General features: G+C 71.2%; 13 protein-coding genes. 12 read left to right on the top strand and 1 reads right to left on the bottom strand.

Translation table 11 applies throughout. From position 1 onward, the window contains the following. The first annotated feature begins 66 nt into the window (after nucleotides 1-66). Nucleotides 67-999, top strand: a complete 933-nt coding sequence (locus FLX07_RS15280; RefSeq protein ID WP_142571456.1) for a sigma-70 family RNA polymerase sigma factor — start codon at nucleotides 67-69, stop codon at nucleotides 997-999. 94 nt (nucleotides 1000-1093) lie between these two features. Here FLX07_RS15280 and FLX07_RS15275 read toward each other — a convergent pair whose 3' ends face one another. After that, entirely contained in the window at nucleotides 1094-1960 is an 867-nt protein-coding gene (locus FLX07_RS15275; protein ID WP_142571455.1) for an SDR family oxidoreductase, read from the bottom strand. Between the two features lie 97 nt (nucleotides 1961-2057). On the opposite strand from FLX07_RS15275, the gene FLX07_RS15270 reads away from it, so the two are divergent. The 11 genes from FLX07_RS15270 to FLX07_RS15220 form a co-directional block, all read left to right on the top strand. Next, nucleotides 2058-2477, top strand: coding sequence for a MarR family winged helix-turn-helix transcriptional regulator (locus FLX07_RS15270; protein WP_142571657.1), 420 nt, complete (start codon nucleotides 2058-2060; stop codon nucleotides 2475-2477). Between the two features lie 386 nt (nucleotides 2478-2863). Beyond that, a complete protein-coding gene (locus FLX07_RS15265) occupies nucleotides 2864-4180 on the top strand; it encodes an ammonium transporter (RefSeq protein WP_142571454.1) in 1317 nt (438 codons plus the stop codon). After that, nucleotides 4177-4515, top strand: a complete 339-nt coding sequence (locus FLX07_RS15260; RefSeq protein ID WP_030510869.1) for a P-II family nitrogen regulator — start codon at nucleotides 4177-4179, stop codon at nucleotides 4513-4515. The genes FLX07_RS15265 and FLX07_RS15260 overlap by 4 nt, the downstream gene beginning before the upstream one ends. Before the next feature lie 4 nt (nucleotides 4516-4519). Next, a complete protein-coding gene (locus FLX07_RS15255; RefSeq protein ID WP_223853430.1) occupies nucleotides 4520-6871 on the top strand; it encodes a [protein-PII] uridylyltransferase in 2352 nt (783 codons plus the stop codon). A gap of 228 nt (nucleotides 6872-7099) precedes the next feature. Next, on the top strand, nucleotides 7100-10405 hold the full coding sequence (locus FLX07_RS15250; RefSeq protein ID WP_167748249.1) for a nitrate- and nitrite sensing domain-containing protein: 3306 nt from the start codon (nucleotides 7100-7102) through the stop codon (nucleotides 10403-10405). Further along, a complete protein-coding gene (locus tag FLX07_RS15245; RefSeq protein ID WP_142571452.1) occupies nucleotides 10402-10821 on the top strand; it encodes a roadblock/LC7 domain-containing protein in 420 nt (139 codons plus the stop codon). The genes FLX07_RS15250 and FLX07_RS15245 overlap by 4 nt, the downstream gene beginning before the upstream one ends. Nucleotides 10822-10836: 15 nt before the next feature. Continuing rightward, on the top strand, nucleotides 10837-11196 hold the full coding sequence (locus tag FLX07_RS15240) for a DUF742 domain-containing protein (protein ID WP_142571451.1): 360 nt from the start codon (nucleotides 10837-10839) through the stop codon (nucleotides 11194-11196). 28 nt (nucleotides 11197-11224) lie between these two features. After that, nucleotides 11225-11761: a GTP-binding protein gene (locus FLX07_RS15235; protein WP_229689775.1), complete on the top strand. Its 537-nt coding sequence runs from the start codon at nucleotides 11225-11227 to the stop codon at nucleotides 11759-11761. A 367-nt stretch (nucleotides 11762-12128) separates the two neighbouring features. Then, nucleotides 12129-15386 carry a sensor histidine kinase gene (locus tag FLX07_RS15230; RefSeq protein WP_142571449.1) on the top strand — a complete coding sequence of 1086 codons (3258 nt, stop codon included), beginning with the start codon at nucleotides 12129-12131 and terminating at the stop codon, nucleotides 15384-15386. Beyond that, nucleotides 15386-15808 (top strand): roadblock/LC7 domain-containing protein, encoded by a 423-nt coding sequence (locus tag FLX07_RS15225; RefSeq protein ID WP_138462164.1) that lies wholly within the window; start codon nucleotides 15386-15388, stop codon nucleotides 15806-15808. Before FLX07_RS15230 ends, FLX07_RS15225 begins: the two co-directional genes overlap by 1 nt. Nucleotides 15809-15926: 118 nt before the next feature. Beyond that, on the top strand, nucleotides 15927-16302 hold a 376-nt coding region (locus FLX07_RS15220), incomplete at its 3' end, for a DUF742 domain-containing protein (protein WP_396801406.1).

Raw genomic sequence — 16302 nt, 5'->3', positions numbered from 1 at the left:
GGCGGACACGTCCGGTTTGTCGGCTCACATATTGCATATCGCGGCGGCGGAACGAGGTGCCATCGGATGGCGACGGGGAATCGGACGCAGGAACAGCACGTCTCTGACCGGGATCTGCTGGGGACGTATCTGGCCGAGATCGGCCGTGTCCCGCTGCTGACCGCGGAGCAGGAGGTCGAGCTGGCCAAGCGCATCGAGGCGGGGCTGTTCGCCGAGCAGTTGCTCGACAGCGGGCGGCGCGAGCCGAAGATCGCGGACGCGGCCGACGAGGAGCTGGAGCGCATCGCGATCTCGGGGCGGCGGGCGAAGGACGAGTTCATCCAGGCCAACCTGCGTCTCGTGGTGGCGGTCGCGCGGAAGTATTCCGGCCGGGGGATGCCGCTTATCGACCTGGTGCAGGAGGGAAATCTCGGGCTGGTCCGCGCCGTGGAGAAATTCGACTACCGGCGGGGGTACAAGTTCTCGACGTACGCCACCTGGTGGATCCGGCAGTCGGTGGGCCGCTCGATTCACGAGCAGGCGCGGCCGGTGCGGCTGCCCACCCACGCGGGTGAGCAGATGACGCGGCTCATGCGGGTGCGCAGGGACATGCTCGCGGAGTCCGACGCCGAGCCGACCGACGCCGACCTCGCCGAGGTGCTCGACCTGCCCGTCGAGCGGGTGCAGGAGCTGCGCCGCTGGGCCTCCGACCCGGTCTCCCTCCAGCTCGGCGTCGGCGACGAGGACGAGACCGAGCTCGGTGACATGATCGCCGACGAGACCTGGGCGGACCCCGAGCAGCAGGCCATGGCCACGCTGGAGAAGGAGCGCCTGGAGCAGTGGCTGACCGGCCTGGAGGGCCAGATGCGGGAGATGCTGCGCTGGCGTTACGGCCTGGTGGACGGTCGCGAGCACACCCTCACCGAGGTGGGGGAGCGCTACGGCATCGGCCGTGACCGCGCCAGGCGCATCGAGCGCGACGCATTGGTGCGGCTGCGCAAGATGGCCAGCGCCGCGTAGCCGGCGGCCCGCCCTCGGCCAAGTGACGAAGGCGGGTGTCCGCAGTCGTCCGTGCGCGTTGCAGCGAGGGGGCGCCCCGTCCGCCGGGCCGCCGCTACTCGGGTTCGCCGTCGAGCCGTAGCGCGTGAGCGTTTCGGACGCACCAGTCGGAGAAGGTGCGGGGGCGGCGGCCAAGCAGGTGGCGCACGGTGTCGGTGCGGACTCCGGTCGTGTCCGCGCGCATGACCGCCGCGGCTTCGAGGACCGCGTCGGCAAGGGGCTTCGGCGCGCCGTTGGGGTAGCGGGACCGGACGATCTCCTCGGGGGTGGCGGCCGTACGGACCTCTATGCGGCGGCCGATGGTGGCGGCGATGATCTGGACCTGCTCGGCGATGGTGAGCGTCTCGTCGCCGGTGAGGGTATAGGTCTGGCCTTCATGGCCGTTCTCGGTAAGCACGAGGGCGGCGACGGCTGCGATGTCGGCCGGATCGATCGGCGCGGCCCGGCCCGGCCCGATCGCATCGAGGACGACCCCCTCCTCCCTGATGGACGGTCCCCATTCCAGGGCATTGGTCATGAAGCCGCCAGGACGCAGGATCGTGGCGGGTATGCCGGATGCCCGCAGCAGTTGCTCGCGTTCGTGGTGCCAGCGGCCCATGGCGGGCACCGGATCTCCGAAGACCCAGATCGACGACAACAGCACGATGTGACGCACTCCGGAGTCGCGTGCGGCGGTGACGGCGTTCACGGCCTGGTCCACGCCGATGCCCGGGGTGAGCAGGAAGAGCCGGTCGATGCCGTGGAAGGCGGGGGTGAGCGTCGAGGGCTCGTCCAGGTCGCCGAGCACGCGCTCGGCGCTTGCGGGCAAGTCGGCCGCCCGGGCAGGGTCGCGGACGAGGATGCGAAACTCCGCGTTCCTCGCGTCCAGCTCGCGGACCAGCGCGCGCCCGATTCTGCCGGTGGCTCCGGTGACCAGTAACATGGCACTCCTAATCGTTTGCCGTCTAGCGATTACTGTGCGACGGAACGTTAGCCGGTAAATGATTAGCCGTCAATCGATCTGTCGTCCGGAGGTGGCGGTGGCAGAGTTCCTCGACCTGCACAGCAAAACGACGAAGGCGCTGCGTGCGCTGGCCGAGACGGCCATGCGCCGCCATGGCCTGCATCAGGGGCAGGATCACCTGCTGGCGGCCCTGTGGGAGCGCGACGGCAGCACACCCGGTGAGATCGCGGCCGCGTTGCACGTCACCACGCCCACCGTCGTCAAGATGGCCACCCGGATGAGCGCCGTCGGCCTGCTCGTCCGCCGCCGCGACGAACATGACAACAGGCTCGTGCGGCTCTGGCTGACCGACGCGGGCCGAGCGCTTCGGGGGCCGGTCGAGGCCGAGCGCCGCAGCCTGGAAGAGAAGATCACCGCCGGTCTCACCGAGACCGAGCTCCGCCAGCTGACGACCGCGCTGGCCAAGATCTACGATTCGGCCCGAGACCTACTGTGATCAGGGCGTTCGGAATCCGGGACGGCGGTCCGGCCGGGGCCGGTGGCGGCGTCTCATCGGTCTCCGCCGCGGCGTCGAACGTGGACGGGCACGGATAGAACGCACCCTCGGCCACTTCGCGGCCGGTCGCATCGAACGGAGCGGAAGGCCGACGACGCGCACCCGTTTCGGGTGCGCGTTTTGTCGTTCCCGGCATGTTCGAAACCGGCCCGAAACACGGTGGCGGCGAGTTTCACACATGTGAAACACGCATGGTCGTGGGCTGAAACGGCGGAAGAACACGCTGTCGCCAACGTCAGTGCACCAGCCGGCCAAGGTCGCCCGGGAGGAAGTCACTGCGGGAGAGATAACCGGCCACACGCCAAATTGTAAGGAGGGCCGCGTCGGTGAAGATCGATACCGGCACCACCGCCTGGATGATCACAGCCACCGCTCTGGTGCTGCTGATGACGCCTGGGCTCGCGTTCTTCTACGGGGGCATGACCAGGGCGAAGAGCGTCCTGAACATGATGATGATGTCGCTCGTCAGCATCATCACCGTCACCATCGCCTGGGTCTTGTACGGCCACTCGCTGGCCTTTGACGCCTTCGGGGACGGGGACAACGTCGTCAACAAGCTCATCGGCGGCGGGGACGCCCTGGGTCTGCAGAGCCTGGTCGACACGGCCACCAAGGACGACGGCACCGGTATGCCGAGCCTGGTGTTCTCGGCCTTCCAGCTCACCTTCGCCATCATCACCGTGGCCCTCATCAGTGGCGCGATCGCCGACCGGGCGAAATTCGGCGCGTGGGTCGTCTTCGGCCTCGCCTGGGCGACGCTCGTCTACTTCCCCGTGGCCCACTGGGTCTGGGGCGGCGGCTGGCTGGCCGGCCTCGGCATCGAGGACTTCGCCGGAGGCACCGTCGTCCACGTGAACGCGGGCGCCGCCGGACTCGCGCTCGCGCTGGTGCTGGGCAAGCGGACCGGGTGGCGCAAGGACCCGATGCGCCCGCACAACCTGACCCTGGTGCTGCTCGGCGTCGGTCTGCTGTGGTTCGGCTGGTTCGGTTTCAACGCGGGCTCCGAGCTCGCCGTCGACGGCACCGCCGGTCTCGCGTTCATGAACACCCAGGTCGCCACGGCGGCCGCGGCCGGCGCCTGGATCCTCGTGGAGAAGCTGCGCGACGGCCACTCCACCACCCTCGGCGTCGCCTCCGGCGCCGTCGCCGGCCTCGTCGCCATCACCCCCGCCTGTGGCTTCGTCGACCCGTGGGCGGCGCTCTTGCTCGGCCTCGTCGCCGGCGCGGTCTGCGCGTACGCGGTGGGCCTGAAGTACCGCCTCGGCTTCGACGACTCGCTCGACGTGGTCGGCGTCCACCTGGTCGGCGGCGCGATCGGCGCGGTCTCGCTCGGCATCATCGCCCGCTACCCCTTCGCGGACGGCCAGAACGAGGGCCTCATCTACGGCGGCCCGATCTCCCAGCTCGGTGTGCAGATCCTCGGTCCTGTCGCGGTCGGCCTCTACTCCTTCATCATGGCGTATGTCATCGGAAAGATCATCGACAAGACGATGGGCTTCCGGATCAACCAGGAGGACGAGGTGACCGGCATCGACATCACCACGCACGCCGAGACCGGGTACGACCTCGGCACCGTCCACTCCTCTGGAGTGGCCTCCGTCAACGGGCCCGTGCCCGCGCCTGCGAAGAAGGTCGACGCATGAAACTCATCACCGCAGTCATCAAGCCGTTCAAACTGGACGACGTGAAGGCCGCCCTGGAGCAGTTCGGCATCAAGGGCATGACGGTCTCGGAGGCCAGCGGCTACGGCCGGCAGCGCGGCCACACCGAGGTCTACCGCGGCGCCGAGTACCAGGTCGACCTGGTGCCCAAGGTCCGGGTCGAGGTCCTCGCCGAGGAGGACGACGCCGAGGACGTCATCGACGTCATCGTCAAGGCGGCCCAGACCGGCAAGATCGGCGACGGCAAGGTCTGGTCGGTCCCCGTGGACACGGTCGTCCGGGTCCGCACCGGGGAGCGCGGGCCGGAGGCGCTGTAACCGGATGATGAGAGGGGAGGCGCGCTCGTTCGCCGCGGTCCGCAAGGACCGGGCCGCGGACATCGACAGATGGCTCACCGATCTGTTCCGCACGGCGGCCACACGGCCGTACGCGCGGGAGGGGGGATCGGGAGGGAAGGGCGGCCTCCTCGACGAGCGCGGCCCCGCCGCCTCCCCCGGGGCCGGCCCCAGTGGTATCGGGCAGGGCGGGGCCGGCCTCAACGGGATCGGCGGGGTCGCCTTGGTCGCGGTCGGCAGCCTGGGGCGGGGCGAGCTCGCCCCGGGCAGCGACCTCGACATGGTCCTGCTGCACAACGGCCGCGACGATGTGGCGAGGATTGCCGACCGCATCTGGTACCCCATCTGGGACTCCGGGATCGGCCTGGACCACTCGGTCCGTACGGTGGACGAGGCGGTGAAGGTCGCGAGGGAGGACCTCAAGGCAGTGCTGGGCCTGATCCAGGCGCGGCATGTGGTCGGGGACCCCGAGCTGACCAGGGCCGTGCGGGAGGCCGTGCTCGCCGAGTGGCGGGCGGACTCCCGGCGCAGGCTGGCCGAGCTGCGCGCGTCGGCCGACAAGCGCGCCGAGTCCGGCGGCGAGCTGGCCTTCCTGCTCGAACCCGACCTCAAGGACGCCAGAGGCGGCCTGCGCGACGTGCAGGCGATGCAGGCCGTGGCCGCCGCATGGGTCGCCTCGGCGCCCGGCCCGCGGGTCCGCGAGGCCTACGAACTGCTGCTGGACATCAGGCACGGGCTGCACCTCGTCACCGCGCGCGGTACCGACCGCCTGGTGCTCCAGGAGCAGGACGCGGTCGCCGGCACGCTGGGCCTGCTGGACGCCGAGGCGTTGATGCGCCGCCTGGCCGAGGCGGGCCGGACCGTCTCCCACGCCTTCGACGCCACCTGGCGGACGGTCGACCGGCTGCTCACCGGTCCCGCGCCCCGGGGCCGCAGGCCGCTCGCCGACGGTGTCGTGGAGCACGGCGGCGAGGTCGTGCTGGCCCGCGGCGCCAACCCGCGCACCGACCCCACGCTCGTGCTGCGCGCGGCCGCGGCCGCCGCCGAGGCCGGGCTGCCGCTCGCGCCCGCGACGGTCTCCATGCTCGCCGCCCAGTCGCCGCCGCTGCCCGTGCCGTGGCCCCCGGAGGCGCGCGGCGCGCTGGTCGCGCTGCTCGGCGCGGGGCGCGCGGCCGTACCGGTCTGGGAGGAGCTCGACCAGGCCGGCGTGCTCGTGAAGCTCATCCCCGACTGGGAGCGCGTACGGCACCGCCCCCAGCGCAACCCCGTCCACCGCTACACCGTGGACCGGCACCTCATCGAGACCGCGGCCGGGGCCGCGGCCTTCACCCGGGAGGTGTCCCGCCCCGACCTGCTGCTGATCTCGGCGCTCCTGCACGACGTCGGCAAGGGCTGGCCGGGCGACCACTCCACCACGGGCGAGATCGTCGCCAGGGACATCGGCGCCCGCATGGGCCTGCCCCCGGCCGACGTGGAGATTCTCGCGACCGTGGTGCGGCACCATCTGCTGCTGCCGGAGACCGCCACCCGGCGGGACCTGGACGACCCGGTCACCATCTCCAGGGTCGCGGAGGCCGTCGGGTCCAGGGAGGTGCTCGAACTGCTGTCCGCGCTGGCGGTGGCCGACGGCAACGCCACCGGCCCGGCCGCGTGGAACTCCTGGAAGGCGTCCCTGGTCTCCGAACTGGTCCGGCGGGTGCGGTCGGTGCTGTCCGGCGCGCCGCCGGCGCCCGCGCCGGCCCTTTCCCCCGAGCAGACGGCGCTCGCCCGGCACGGCGGCGGCGCGGTGCGCGTGAACGGAAGCGCGGTCACCGTGGTCGCGCCCGACCGGCCGGGTCTGCTGTGGCGGGCGGCCGGGGTGCTCGCGGCGCACCGCATGGCGGTCCGCTCCGCCTCCGCCGCGTCCGCAGGGTCGACGGCCGTCATCGAGTTCGTGGTCGTCCCCGAGTACGGCACGCCGCCCGACCCCGCGACGCTGGAGGCCGACCTGCGCCTCGTCCTGGCCGGACGACTCGACATCGAGCAGCGCCTGGCACGGCGGGCGAGGTCGATGCGGCCGTCCCGGGTGCCGGTGGCGCCGCCCCGGGTCACCCTGGTGGACGACGCGTCCCTCACCGCGAGCGTGGTGGAGGTGCGGGCGCACGACAGGCCCGGCCTGCTGTGGCGGATCGGCCGCGCGTTCGGCGAGTGCGGCCTTGACGTACGGGCCGCGCGGGTGGAGACGCTGGGCGCGGAAGCGGTGGACGTCTTCTATGTGGCGGATCGCACGGGCCGCCCCCTCCTCGATGAGCAGCAGCGCATCCAGGTGCGAGAGCACGTGCTCGCGGCCCTCAGATAAGGGGTAACGATCCTCACCTCTTGGTAACAATTGGGACGCTTGGGCAGGGGTAGGGCCGCTCACCATCGTGACCTTGTGGTCGAATTGTCCCCGCTTATACAGCTGTGTCACTTCATGCTGTCCAGACGCGTGAAGGCAGGCCGAACGATGGCGGGGCCGGTGAGCATGGAGCAGTCGAAAACCGATAACCGCAGGCGGCGGAGTCGTCTCTCGCCGCGCAACTGGCGAGTGCCAACACGTCTGACCGCGCTGATCGTCGCCCCGACGATCGTGGCCGTCCTCCTCGGCGGCATCCGTGTCGTGGGTTCGATCGACAGCCTGACGGCCTACCAGCGGACCAGGTCGGCGGCGGAATACTCGGTGCACCTGCGGGACCTGGCCGAGCAACTGGCTCTCGAACGCGACCTGTTCGTCTGGGGCGGCAACAGCAGGCGCGCGTTCAACGTCGACGGGGAGACCGAGGTCACCCGCACCCAGCAGCGCGCCGCGGTCGACCCGCTGATCCAGCAGGTGAAGGCCGACCTCAACGACCTCGACACCGACTACGGCACGCGTGCGGTGGAACAGGCGCAGCAGCTCTCGAGCCGCCTTTCGAGCCTCAAGGGCATCCGCGAGAACGGCGCGCCGGAGGACTACAGCGCCCTGATCGCCAACGTTCTGCGCCTGCAGGACGAACTGGGCAACAACGATGACAACCCCGCGATCGTGGGCAACGTCCGCGCTCTCAACGCTCTCGCCCACGCCAAGGAGGAGGCGGCGCTGCAGCGCGCCACCCTCACCCGTGAGCTGCTGGAGCGCAACCAGACCTTCACCACGTTCGAGCTGCAGGACTTCCTGGCCTCCCAGTCGCGTCAGCAGAGCTACCTGGCGACGTACTACACCGAGGCCCCGGCGGCCGAGGCGAGCCGCCTGGTCACCCTCTTCGGCGACAAGGACGTGGTCAACGGCGAGCTGACCAAGTCGTGGGCGCTCACGCTCGGCCTGCACAACCAGTCCCTCAACCGCTACCAGGGCAGGGACCGGACGGCTCAGCAGTGGTTCCAGGACAGCACGAGAGCGATCGAGCAGATGGCGGCCGTCGAGGGCCGCGTGTCCGGTCTGGTGCAGAGCCGCGCCCGCGACCTTCAGTCGGCCGAGCAGCGCAACGCCCTCATCGCCGGTGGCCTGATCCTCGCGCTCCTCGTGCTCGTGCTCGTCACGACCGTGCTCATCGCGCGGTCGATGGTCCGGCCGCTGCGCCGCCTGCGGGCGGAGGCGCTCGACATCGCCGGCCGGAGGCTGCCGGAGATCGTGCGGCAGATGCGCGAGTCCGAGGAGACCGGACGCGAGTCCCAGGTGCAGCCGATCGCGGTCGACAGCACCGACGAGATCGGCGAGGTGGCGCAGGCCTTCGACGAGGTCCACACCCAGGCCGTGCGCCTGGCCGCGGAGGAGTCCCGCCTGCGCACCAACGTCAACGCGATGTTCGTGAACCTCTCCCGCCGTACGCAGACGCTGGTGGAGCGGCAGATCTCGCTGATCGACGGCCTGGAGCGGGGCGAGGAGGACGGCCGGCGCCTGGCCGACCTGTTCAAGCTGGACCACCTGGCCACGCGCATGCGCCGCAACAGTGAGAACCTCCTGGTCCTCGCCGGTCACGAGCCGCCGCGGAAACGGAGCCAGCCCGCCCGGCTGGTCGACGTGGTCCGCGCCTCGCTGTCGGAGGTCGAGGACTACGAGCGGGTCGTCGTCCGGATTCCCCGGACGATCGCGATCGCCGGGCACGCCGCGAACGACGTCGTCCACCTGCTGGCGGAGCTGGTCGAGAACGCCATCGCCTTCTCGCCGCGCAACACCAAGGTCGTCGTCTCCAGCAGCCCCGTCGAGGGCGGCGCCGTGATGCTCGGCGTCACCGACGCGGGTATCGGCATGTCGCCCGAGGAGCTCGTGGAGATCAACCGCCGCCTCGCGGAACCGCCCACGATCGACGTCTCGGTGTCGCGCCGGATGGGCCTGTTCGTGGTCGGCCGCCTCGCGTTGCGTCACGGCATCCGGGTGCAGCTGCGCCGGGGTGACGGCGCGGGAGTCATCGCGATGGTGCTGTTCCCCGTCCAGCTCATCTCCAACGCGGACCAGCCCGTGGTGCCGCGTCCCTCCGTCCCGGCCGAGCAGACGGCGGCCGGACTGCCGGCCCGGCAGGCGTTCGCCGAGCCGGACCCGCTCGCTCCCACGCCGGGAGGCGGTTCGTTCGAACCCTGGAACTCCGGCAACGACGCGGCGGGCGGCGGCCTCGGGGCCCGCAGGTCCTCGGCGGCCAGTGGACACGCTCCGGGCGGGAACGGGTTCGGCGGCACCGGCACGGGCGGCACCGGCACGGGCGGGTTCGCCCCGTTCGGCGCGCCGACGGCGGATGCGCCGCCCACGCCCGCGGATCACCCGTACGGGGAAGGCGCGTTCACCGAGCAGTCGGGGCCGCATTCGGTGCCGGGCCTGCCCGGGAGGGCGCCGGACGGCGACCCCCGCCGGCCGGCGTTCGGTGAGCGGTCCGAGCCGTCGTGGCCGTCGCTGCCCACCGGACCGACGGGACTCCCGCAGCGGGGCGGCTCTCCGGGACCCTCGGCGTTCTCTCCGTCGGACACGGGCTCCTCGTGGGACACCGGCTCCTCGTCGGACACGGGCTCCTTGTCGGACGCGGGCTCCTTGTCGGACACCGGGCCGACTGCGTTCACGGCATCTCCGTCCAGCACCGGTCCGACCGCGTTCTCCCCGTCCAACACCGCACCGACGGCGTTCTCTCCGTCGGACACCGGCTCCTCGTCCAACACCGGGCCGACCGCGTTCTCCCCGCCGAGCACCGGCTCCTCGTCGGACACGGGGCCGACGGCGTTCATGCCGTCTCTGTCCGGCACCGGGCCGGCCGCCTTCGCCGGCGCCACGCCGCCCGCGGGAACCGCCGGGGAGCCGGGGTCGTCGGCCGGGCCGCTGCCGTCGGTGGAGGAGTCGCCGCTGGAGCAGGGTGAGGAGTTCCTGCCGATCTTCGCCTCGGTCGAGTCGGCGTGGTTCCGGCGTCCCTCGGACACCGGGCCGCAGTCCGCGCCCTCGACGCGGACCGGCGCGGAGCCGGACGCGGGGAAGGCCGGCGAGAAGCCCGGCGAGAGCACCGGAGAGATCGCGAGGGTGCCGCGCTCCGCCGCCACCTCCGCCACCGCCTCCGCGACCGCCTCCGGACCCGTCTCCGCCCCCCAGGCGCAGAGCGGAGGTCCCGGCGGGTGGCGATCCCGGGCCGACGGCGGCTTCCATGCCGCGGCGAGCGCCCGGGACCCCCTGCTGGGCGGCGTGACCGCGGCGGGCTTGCCGAAGCGCACGCCGAAGGCCAATCTGGTTCCCGGCTCGGTGGGCGCGGACGGCCCTGCCTCCGCCGCCCCGCGCCCCCCGGTCTCGGCCGAGGCGGTGCGCAACCGCCTGTCCAGCTTCCAGCAGGGTGTAAGGCGAGGCCGGGCCCAGACGGCCGGAGGCTTCGCCGAAGGGTCGGGTCAAGAGGAGGAGGGCTCGTGACTGAGCTGAGCGTGGATGCACGCAGGTTCGACTGGCTGATCACCGAGTTCGTCGGCAGCACGCCTGGCGTGGCGCACGCGGTGGTGGTGTCGTCGGACGGCCTGCGGCTGGCCCAATCGGACGGCTTTCCCCCCGACCGCGCCGACCAGCTCGCGGCGGTCGCCGCAGGCCTGCTCAGCCTCACCGCCGGCGCCGCGCGGGTGTTCGAGGGGGGCACGGTGTCGCAGACCGTCGTCGAGATGCAGCGGGGACTGCTGCTCGTGATGGCGATCAGCGACGGCTCCTGCCTGGCCGTGCTCGCCGCGCCTGACTGCGACATGGGCCTGGTGGCCTACCAGATGACCCTGCTCGTGGAGCGGGCGGGACAGGTGCTCACTCCGGCGCTGCGTGCCGAGTTGCAGACGTCGCGGCGATGATCAGAGGAGAGGGCGATGCGCGATCGTGACGGGTCAGAGGACGAGCCTCTGTTCCGTCCGTACGCCGTCACCGGTGGCCGATCCGAGCCGCGTTACCACATGGCGATGGAAACCCTCGTATCATCGGTGACCTTGAAGAGCAATGACTATGCCCTGCTCAGTCCAGAGCAGGAATCGATCATGATGCTATGTCGTTCTGTACGATCGGTCGCGGAGATCTCGGCACTGCTCCGGGTCCCGCTAGGCGTGGCCCGTGTGCTGATCGCCGACATGGCCGACGAGGGTCTGGTCCGCCTGCACATGCCGCAGCTGAACCAGGGACAGCCAGACCTTAACCTGCTCGAAAGGGTGCTCAGTGGACTACGCAGGCTCTAGCCGTGGTCTTACCTCGACGAAGATCGTCGTGGCGGGTGGGTTCGGCGTCGGGAAGACGACCTTCGTCGGTGCCGTCTCCGAGATCCTGCCGCTGACGACCGAGGCCGTGATGACCGACGCCAGTGCGGGCATCGACGACCTCGGGCTCACACCGAACAAGACGACCACGACGGTCGCCATGGACTTCGGCCGGCTCTCGCTCGACCAGGACCTCATCCTCTACCTGTTCGGCACGCCGGGTCAGCACCGCTTCTGGTTCATGTGGGACGACCTCGTCCGCGGTGCCATCGGCGCGGTCGTGCTCGTCGACAGCCGCAGGCTCGCCGACTGCTTCCCGGCCATCGACTACTTCGAGGAGGCGCAGCTTCCCTTCCTGGTCGCGATGAACGGCTGGGAGGGGCAGTTCCTCCACTCGGAGGAGGAGGTTCGTGAGGCGCTGTCGCTGGCTCCGCACGTCCCGGTCGTCCGTACGGACGCGCGCTCGCGGGAGGCCGTCAAGTCCACGCTCATCAGCCTGGTCGAGTACGTGCTGACCGTGCGGGCCGCGTACGGCAGACAGTACTGAGCTTGGGAAACGTCGTGTTCCCGACAGGCCGCGCCCCGCAGACGGGGACGGCGAGGGCGGCACCCCGGAGGGTGCCGCCCTCGCGGCGTCCGGCCGACGGCGATCCGCGCCTCCGAAGGTCCGATCACCGAGATCCCCGCCTACCCGGCGGGGCACAATTCGGTATTGATGCTGACCCGATATTTAACGAAATAACGTCATGTACATGCCTGTCTAGGCTATTTGTGCACGGGTGTTCGGTTGGCCTCCCTGGTGTCGGTGTGCTGCAATTACCCTCGCCTGCAGGACGTCTCCCACGTCACGCCAGCCACATCCGTGCTGAGACATTCCCCCCTGTGCGCACATACGGCGAGAGGTTGCAAAGCCTGTGAGGACACAAGACCCCCGGACCGACGAGAGCCCCGGGACCGGGGTTCCGGCTGAGCAGGAGCCCGACGAGGGGAGTCGATTTCTCCTGCGCAACTGGCGCGTGCGCTCCCGGCTTGTGGCGCTGATCCTCATCCCGACGCTGGCGGCGCTGCTGCTGGGCGGCCTGCGTGTCGTCACCTCGGTCAACACGGCGTCCGAGTACCAGCAGATCAGCGACCTGGCGCGGCTCGTGGACAAGGTCGCGGGCCTCACCCACGAGCTGCAGTCGGAACGCGACCGCGCCGCCTGGAACGCGACGCTCGGCCACCCGGCGAAGGCGACCGCCGCGGTCAAGGCGCAGACCCTTCTCACCAACAAGGCGGCCACCGCCGTCCGGGACCTGGCGAACGAGGTCAGGACGAAGGTGAGCAGCCGCGCCTCCGACGAGATCGACCACATCCTCGGCAAGCTCGACGGCGTGGAGGTCCTGCGGAGCCAGGCCATGCAGGGGAACCTGCAACCCAGCGCGGTGCTCGACCAGTACACCCTCGTCATCGAGACGCTGATGGCCGTGCAGGACGAGCTGGCCAAGAGCACCCAGGACGACCGGCTCGCCGCCTCGTCCGTCACGCTGGCTGCGCTCGCCCGCGCGAAGGAGAACGACTCCCTGCAGCGCGGCCTGCTGACCACGGTGCTGCCCAACGCCCGCTTCGAGCAGGCCCAGCTGCAGAACTTCCTCGGTGCCGTGTCCGCCGAGGAGAGCGAGCTGCGCGCCTTCCGCAGGAGCGCCACCGCCGGCGAGCGCGCCGACTACGACAACACCGTCACCGGCGGCAAGGTCGACCAGGCGGAGTTCATCCGCACGCTGGTGCTCGACCGTGCCAACGCGGGCTTCCCGCTCAAGGGCTTTGACCAGTCGGTGCGCGACGACACCCGCCTCTGGTACGACGCGATGTCGCAGCCCATCAACCGGATGCGCACCGTCGAGGCCAAGCTGACCTCCTCCATCGTGGCGCGCAGCCAGTCGCTCAAGGACAACGAGCAGCAGCGGGCCATCATCGTGGCCGTCGCCGTCGCCCTCCTGCTGATCGCGGTTCTGCTCGTCACCACCGGTGTCGCCCGCTCGCTCGTACGCCCGCTGCGGCGGCTGCGCAGCGAGGCGCTGGAGATCGCCGGCAGCCGCCTCCCCGACACGGTCCAGAAGCTGCGGGAGGCCGGCGACGCCGCCGAGGTCCCGCCCATCACCCCGATGCGGGTGGTCGGCCGCGACGAGATCGGCGAAGTCGCGCGGGCCTTCGACGAGGTCCACCGTGAGGCCATCCGGCTGGCGGGTGACGAGGCCCGGCTGCGCAGCAACGTCAACGCGATGTTCGTGAACCTGTCGCGGCGCACGCAGACGCTGGTGGAACGCCAGCTGTCCCTCATCGACGGACTGGAGCAGGGCGAGCAGGACGAGCAGCGGCTCGGGAACCTGTTCAAGCTCGACCACCTGGCGACCCGCATGCGCCGCAACAGTGAGAACCTCCTGGTTCTCGCCGGGCAGGAGCCCGCACGCCGCTGGGGCCAGCCGGTGGCCATCGTCGACGTCGTGCGCGCCTCGCTGTCGGAGGTCGAGAACTACGAGCGCGTCGACCTCCAGGTGCAGGGCGGAGCGTCGGTCGTCGGTCAGTCGGTCAACGACGTCGTCCACCTCGTGGCCGAGCTGGTGGAGAACGCCATCTCCTTCTCGCCCCGCGACACCAAGGTCACGGTGTCGAGCAACCGCATCGACGGCGGCGGCCTGATCATCTCCGTCAGCGACCAGGGCATCGGCATGACCCCCGAGGAGCTGGCCCAGACCAACTACCGGCTCGCCAACCCGCCGGTCGTGGACGTCTCGGTGTCCCGCCGCATGGGCCTGTTCGTGGTCGGCCGCCTGGCGCTGCGTCACGGCATCCGCGTGCAGCTGCGCCAGCAGGACACCGGTGGCCTGACGGCCATGGTGCTGCTGCCCGAGGCGCTGCTGGCCAACGCCGGCCCGGCATTCCCCGGCGTGCCGGGGATGCCGCAGCCCGAGCTGACCAGCCCCATGCAGGCGGTCGGAACCGGGCCGCAGTTCGGCGCCGCCATGTTCGGCAACGCGCCCGCCCTCGCCAGCCCGACGCCGTTCGAGAACCCGCCGCGCACCCCGGTGTTCGGCGCGGACGCGCCCGGTGTCGGCGCCCCCGGCGCGGACCCCTTCGAGCGCGGGCCCTTCGAGTCCTTCCCGCGGGAGACCGTCGGCTTCGACCCCGACCCGTTCGCCCGCAACCCCTTCGAGCCGCCGCAGGACCGTGGCGCCGACGGCGACCCGTTCGCGCGCAACCCGTTCGAGACGGGCGGTGCGGGGCGGCCGGGCGAGTCCGATCCCTTCGCCCGCAACCCCTTCGACACCGGCGGCTTCGGTCAGGGCGGGCAGCCCGACCCGTTCTCCCGCAGCCCGTTCGAGTCCGGACCGTTCGACCGGGCGGCCTTCGACAAGACGCCGTTCGACAAGGCGCCGTCCGAGCAGACCTCGTCGGAGCGAGACCCGTTCGAGACCACGAACTTCGACTCAGGACCGTTCGAGTCCAGCCCCTTCGACACCAACCCCTTCAGCCGGGGTCACGTCGGCGAGGCTCCCGTGGACACGCCCTGGCCCGGCCACCTGCCCCCGCCGGGAGGCGGCTCCTGGCCCGGCACTCCGCAGGACACCGGCGCCGGCTGGCCCGGACGCACCGGACACGGCGCCTTCGAAGGCGACGACAACACCGGCCCGCTGCCGGTGGTGCGGACCTCGCCGCTGGAGTCGGAGGAGGAGTTCCTGCCGATCTTCGCCGCGGTCGAGTCGGACTGGTTCAAGAAGGTCGACGTTCCGGCGGAGAAGAGCGACTCGGACGACGAGGTCGATGCGGACACCAGGACCTGGTCGTCCCCGGCGGACGTCGGCTGGCAGGCGGCCAAGGCGGCCAGTGAGCCGGCCCTGGGCGGGGTCACCTCGTCCGGCCTGCCCAAGCGGGTGCCCAAGGCCAACCTGGTGCCCGGCTCGGCGACGGCTTCCACCCCTTCCGCGGAACCCGCCGCGGCAGCGGCGGCCACCCCGCCGCCGCCCCCGCCCGTGCTCTCGCCCGAGCGGGTGCGCAACAGGCTCTCCAGCTTCCAGCAGGGCATCCGGCAGGGCCGGGCGGTCGCCCGCGGGGAGGCCGGAGAGGACCAGGGATATCCCGGGGCGGCGGCCCTGGGCACGCCCGATGCCCAGGACAGTGAGAAGGAGGACTGATGAGGGAAATGAGCCAGGCCGCGCGCGGCATCAACTGGTTGATCACGGACTTCGTGAACAACGTGCCGGGTGTGGCGCACACCGTGGTGGTGTCGGCGGACGGGTTGCCTCTGGCGTTCTCGGACGGGTTTCCCAAGGACCGGGCGGATCAGCTGGCGGCGGTTGCGGCCGGGTTGATCAGTCTGACGCAGGGTGCCTCGCGGGTGTTCGAGGGTGGCCCGGTGACGCAGACGGTCGTGGAGATGCAGCGGGGGTTGTTGCTGATCATGTCGATCAGTGACGGGTCCTGTCTGGCGGTGCTGGCGGCGGCGGATTCCGATCTGGGTCTGGTGGCCTATCAGATGACGTTGCTGGTGGAGCGGGCGGGCCAGGTGCTGACCCCCGCGGTCCGCGCCGAGCTCCAGTCGTCTCATCCGCGGTGACGGAAGCCCCCGCGAAGTGAGGCACGCGGTGGAGGACAGATCGGGGAAGACGCCCTGAGCGGGCGGCCGGGACGGCCGCCGGCTTCCGGTGCGCGAGCGGAAAGGTCAGGAGGACGCTGTGGCAGGCGGCGGCTGGAACAACGAGGCCTATCCGCCGGTGGACGACTCCCACCGGCAGTACGGCGGCATGAACCCCCCGCCGACGCCGGCGCCCACGGAGCAGAGCTCCCTGGTGCGGCCGTACGCCGTCACCGGCGGGCGTACGGCACCGCGGCTCCAGCTCGCCATGGAGGCACTCGTGTCCTCCGCCACGGTGATGCACCAGGACCTTTCCATGCTCACCCCGGAACGCCAGGCGATCAGCACGCTGTGCCGTCAGGTGCGGTCGGTGGCCGAGGTGTCGGCGTTGCTGCGGATTCCGCTGGGTGTGGTTCGCGTGGTGATCGCGGACATGGCGGCGGAGGGGCTGGTGCATGTGCATCAGCCGCAGTTGG

Source organism: Microbispora bryophytorum (assembly GCF_006874465.1).
GTDB lineage: Bacteria > Actinomycetota > Actinomycetes > Streptosporangiales > Streptosporangiaceae > Microbispora > Microbispora bryophytorum.
Note: the sequence above shows the minus strand (reverse complement) of the source record. Positions and strands in the feature narration are given on the sequence as shown.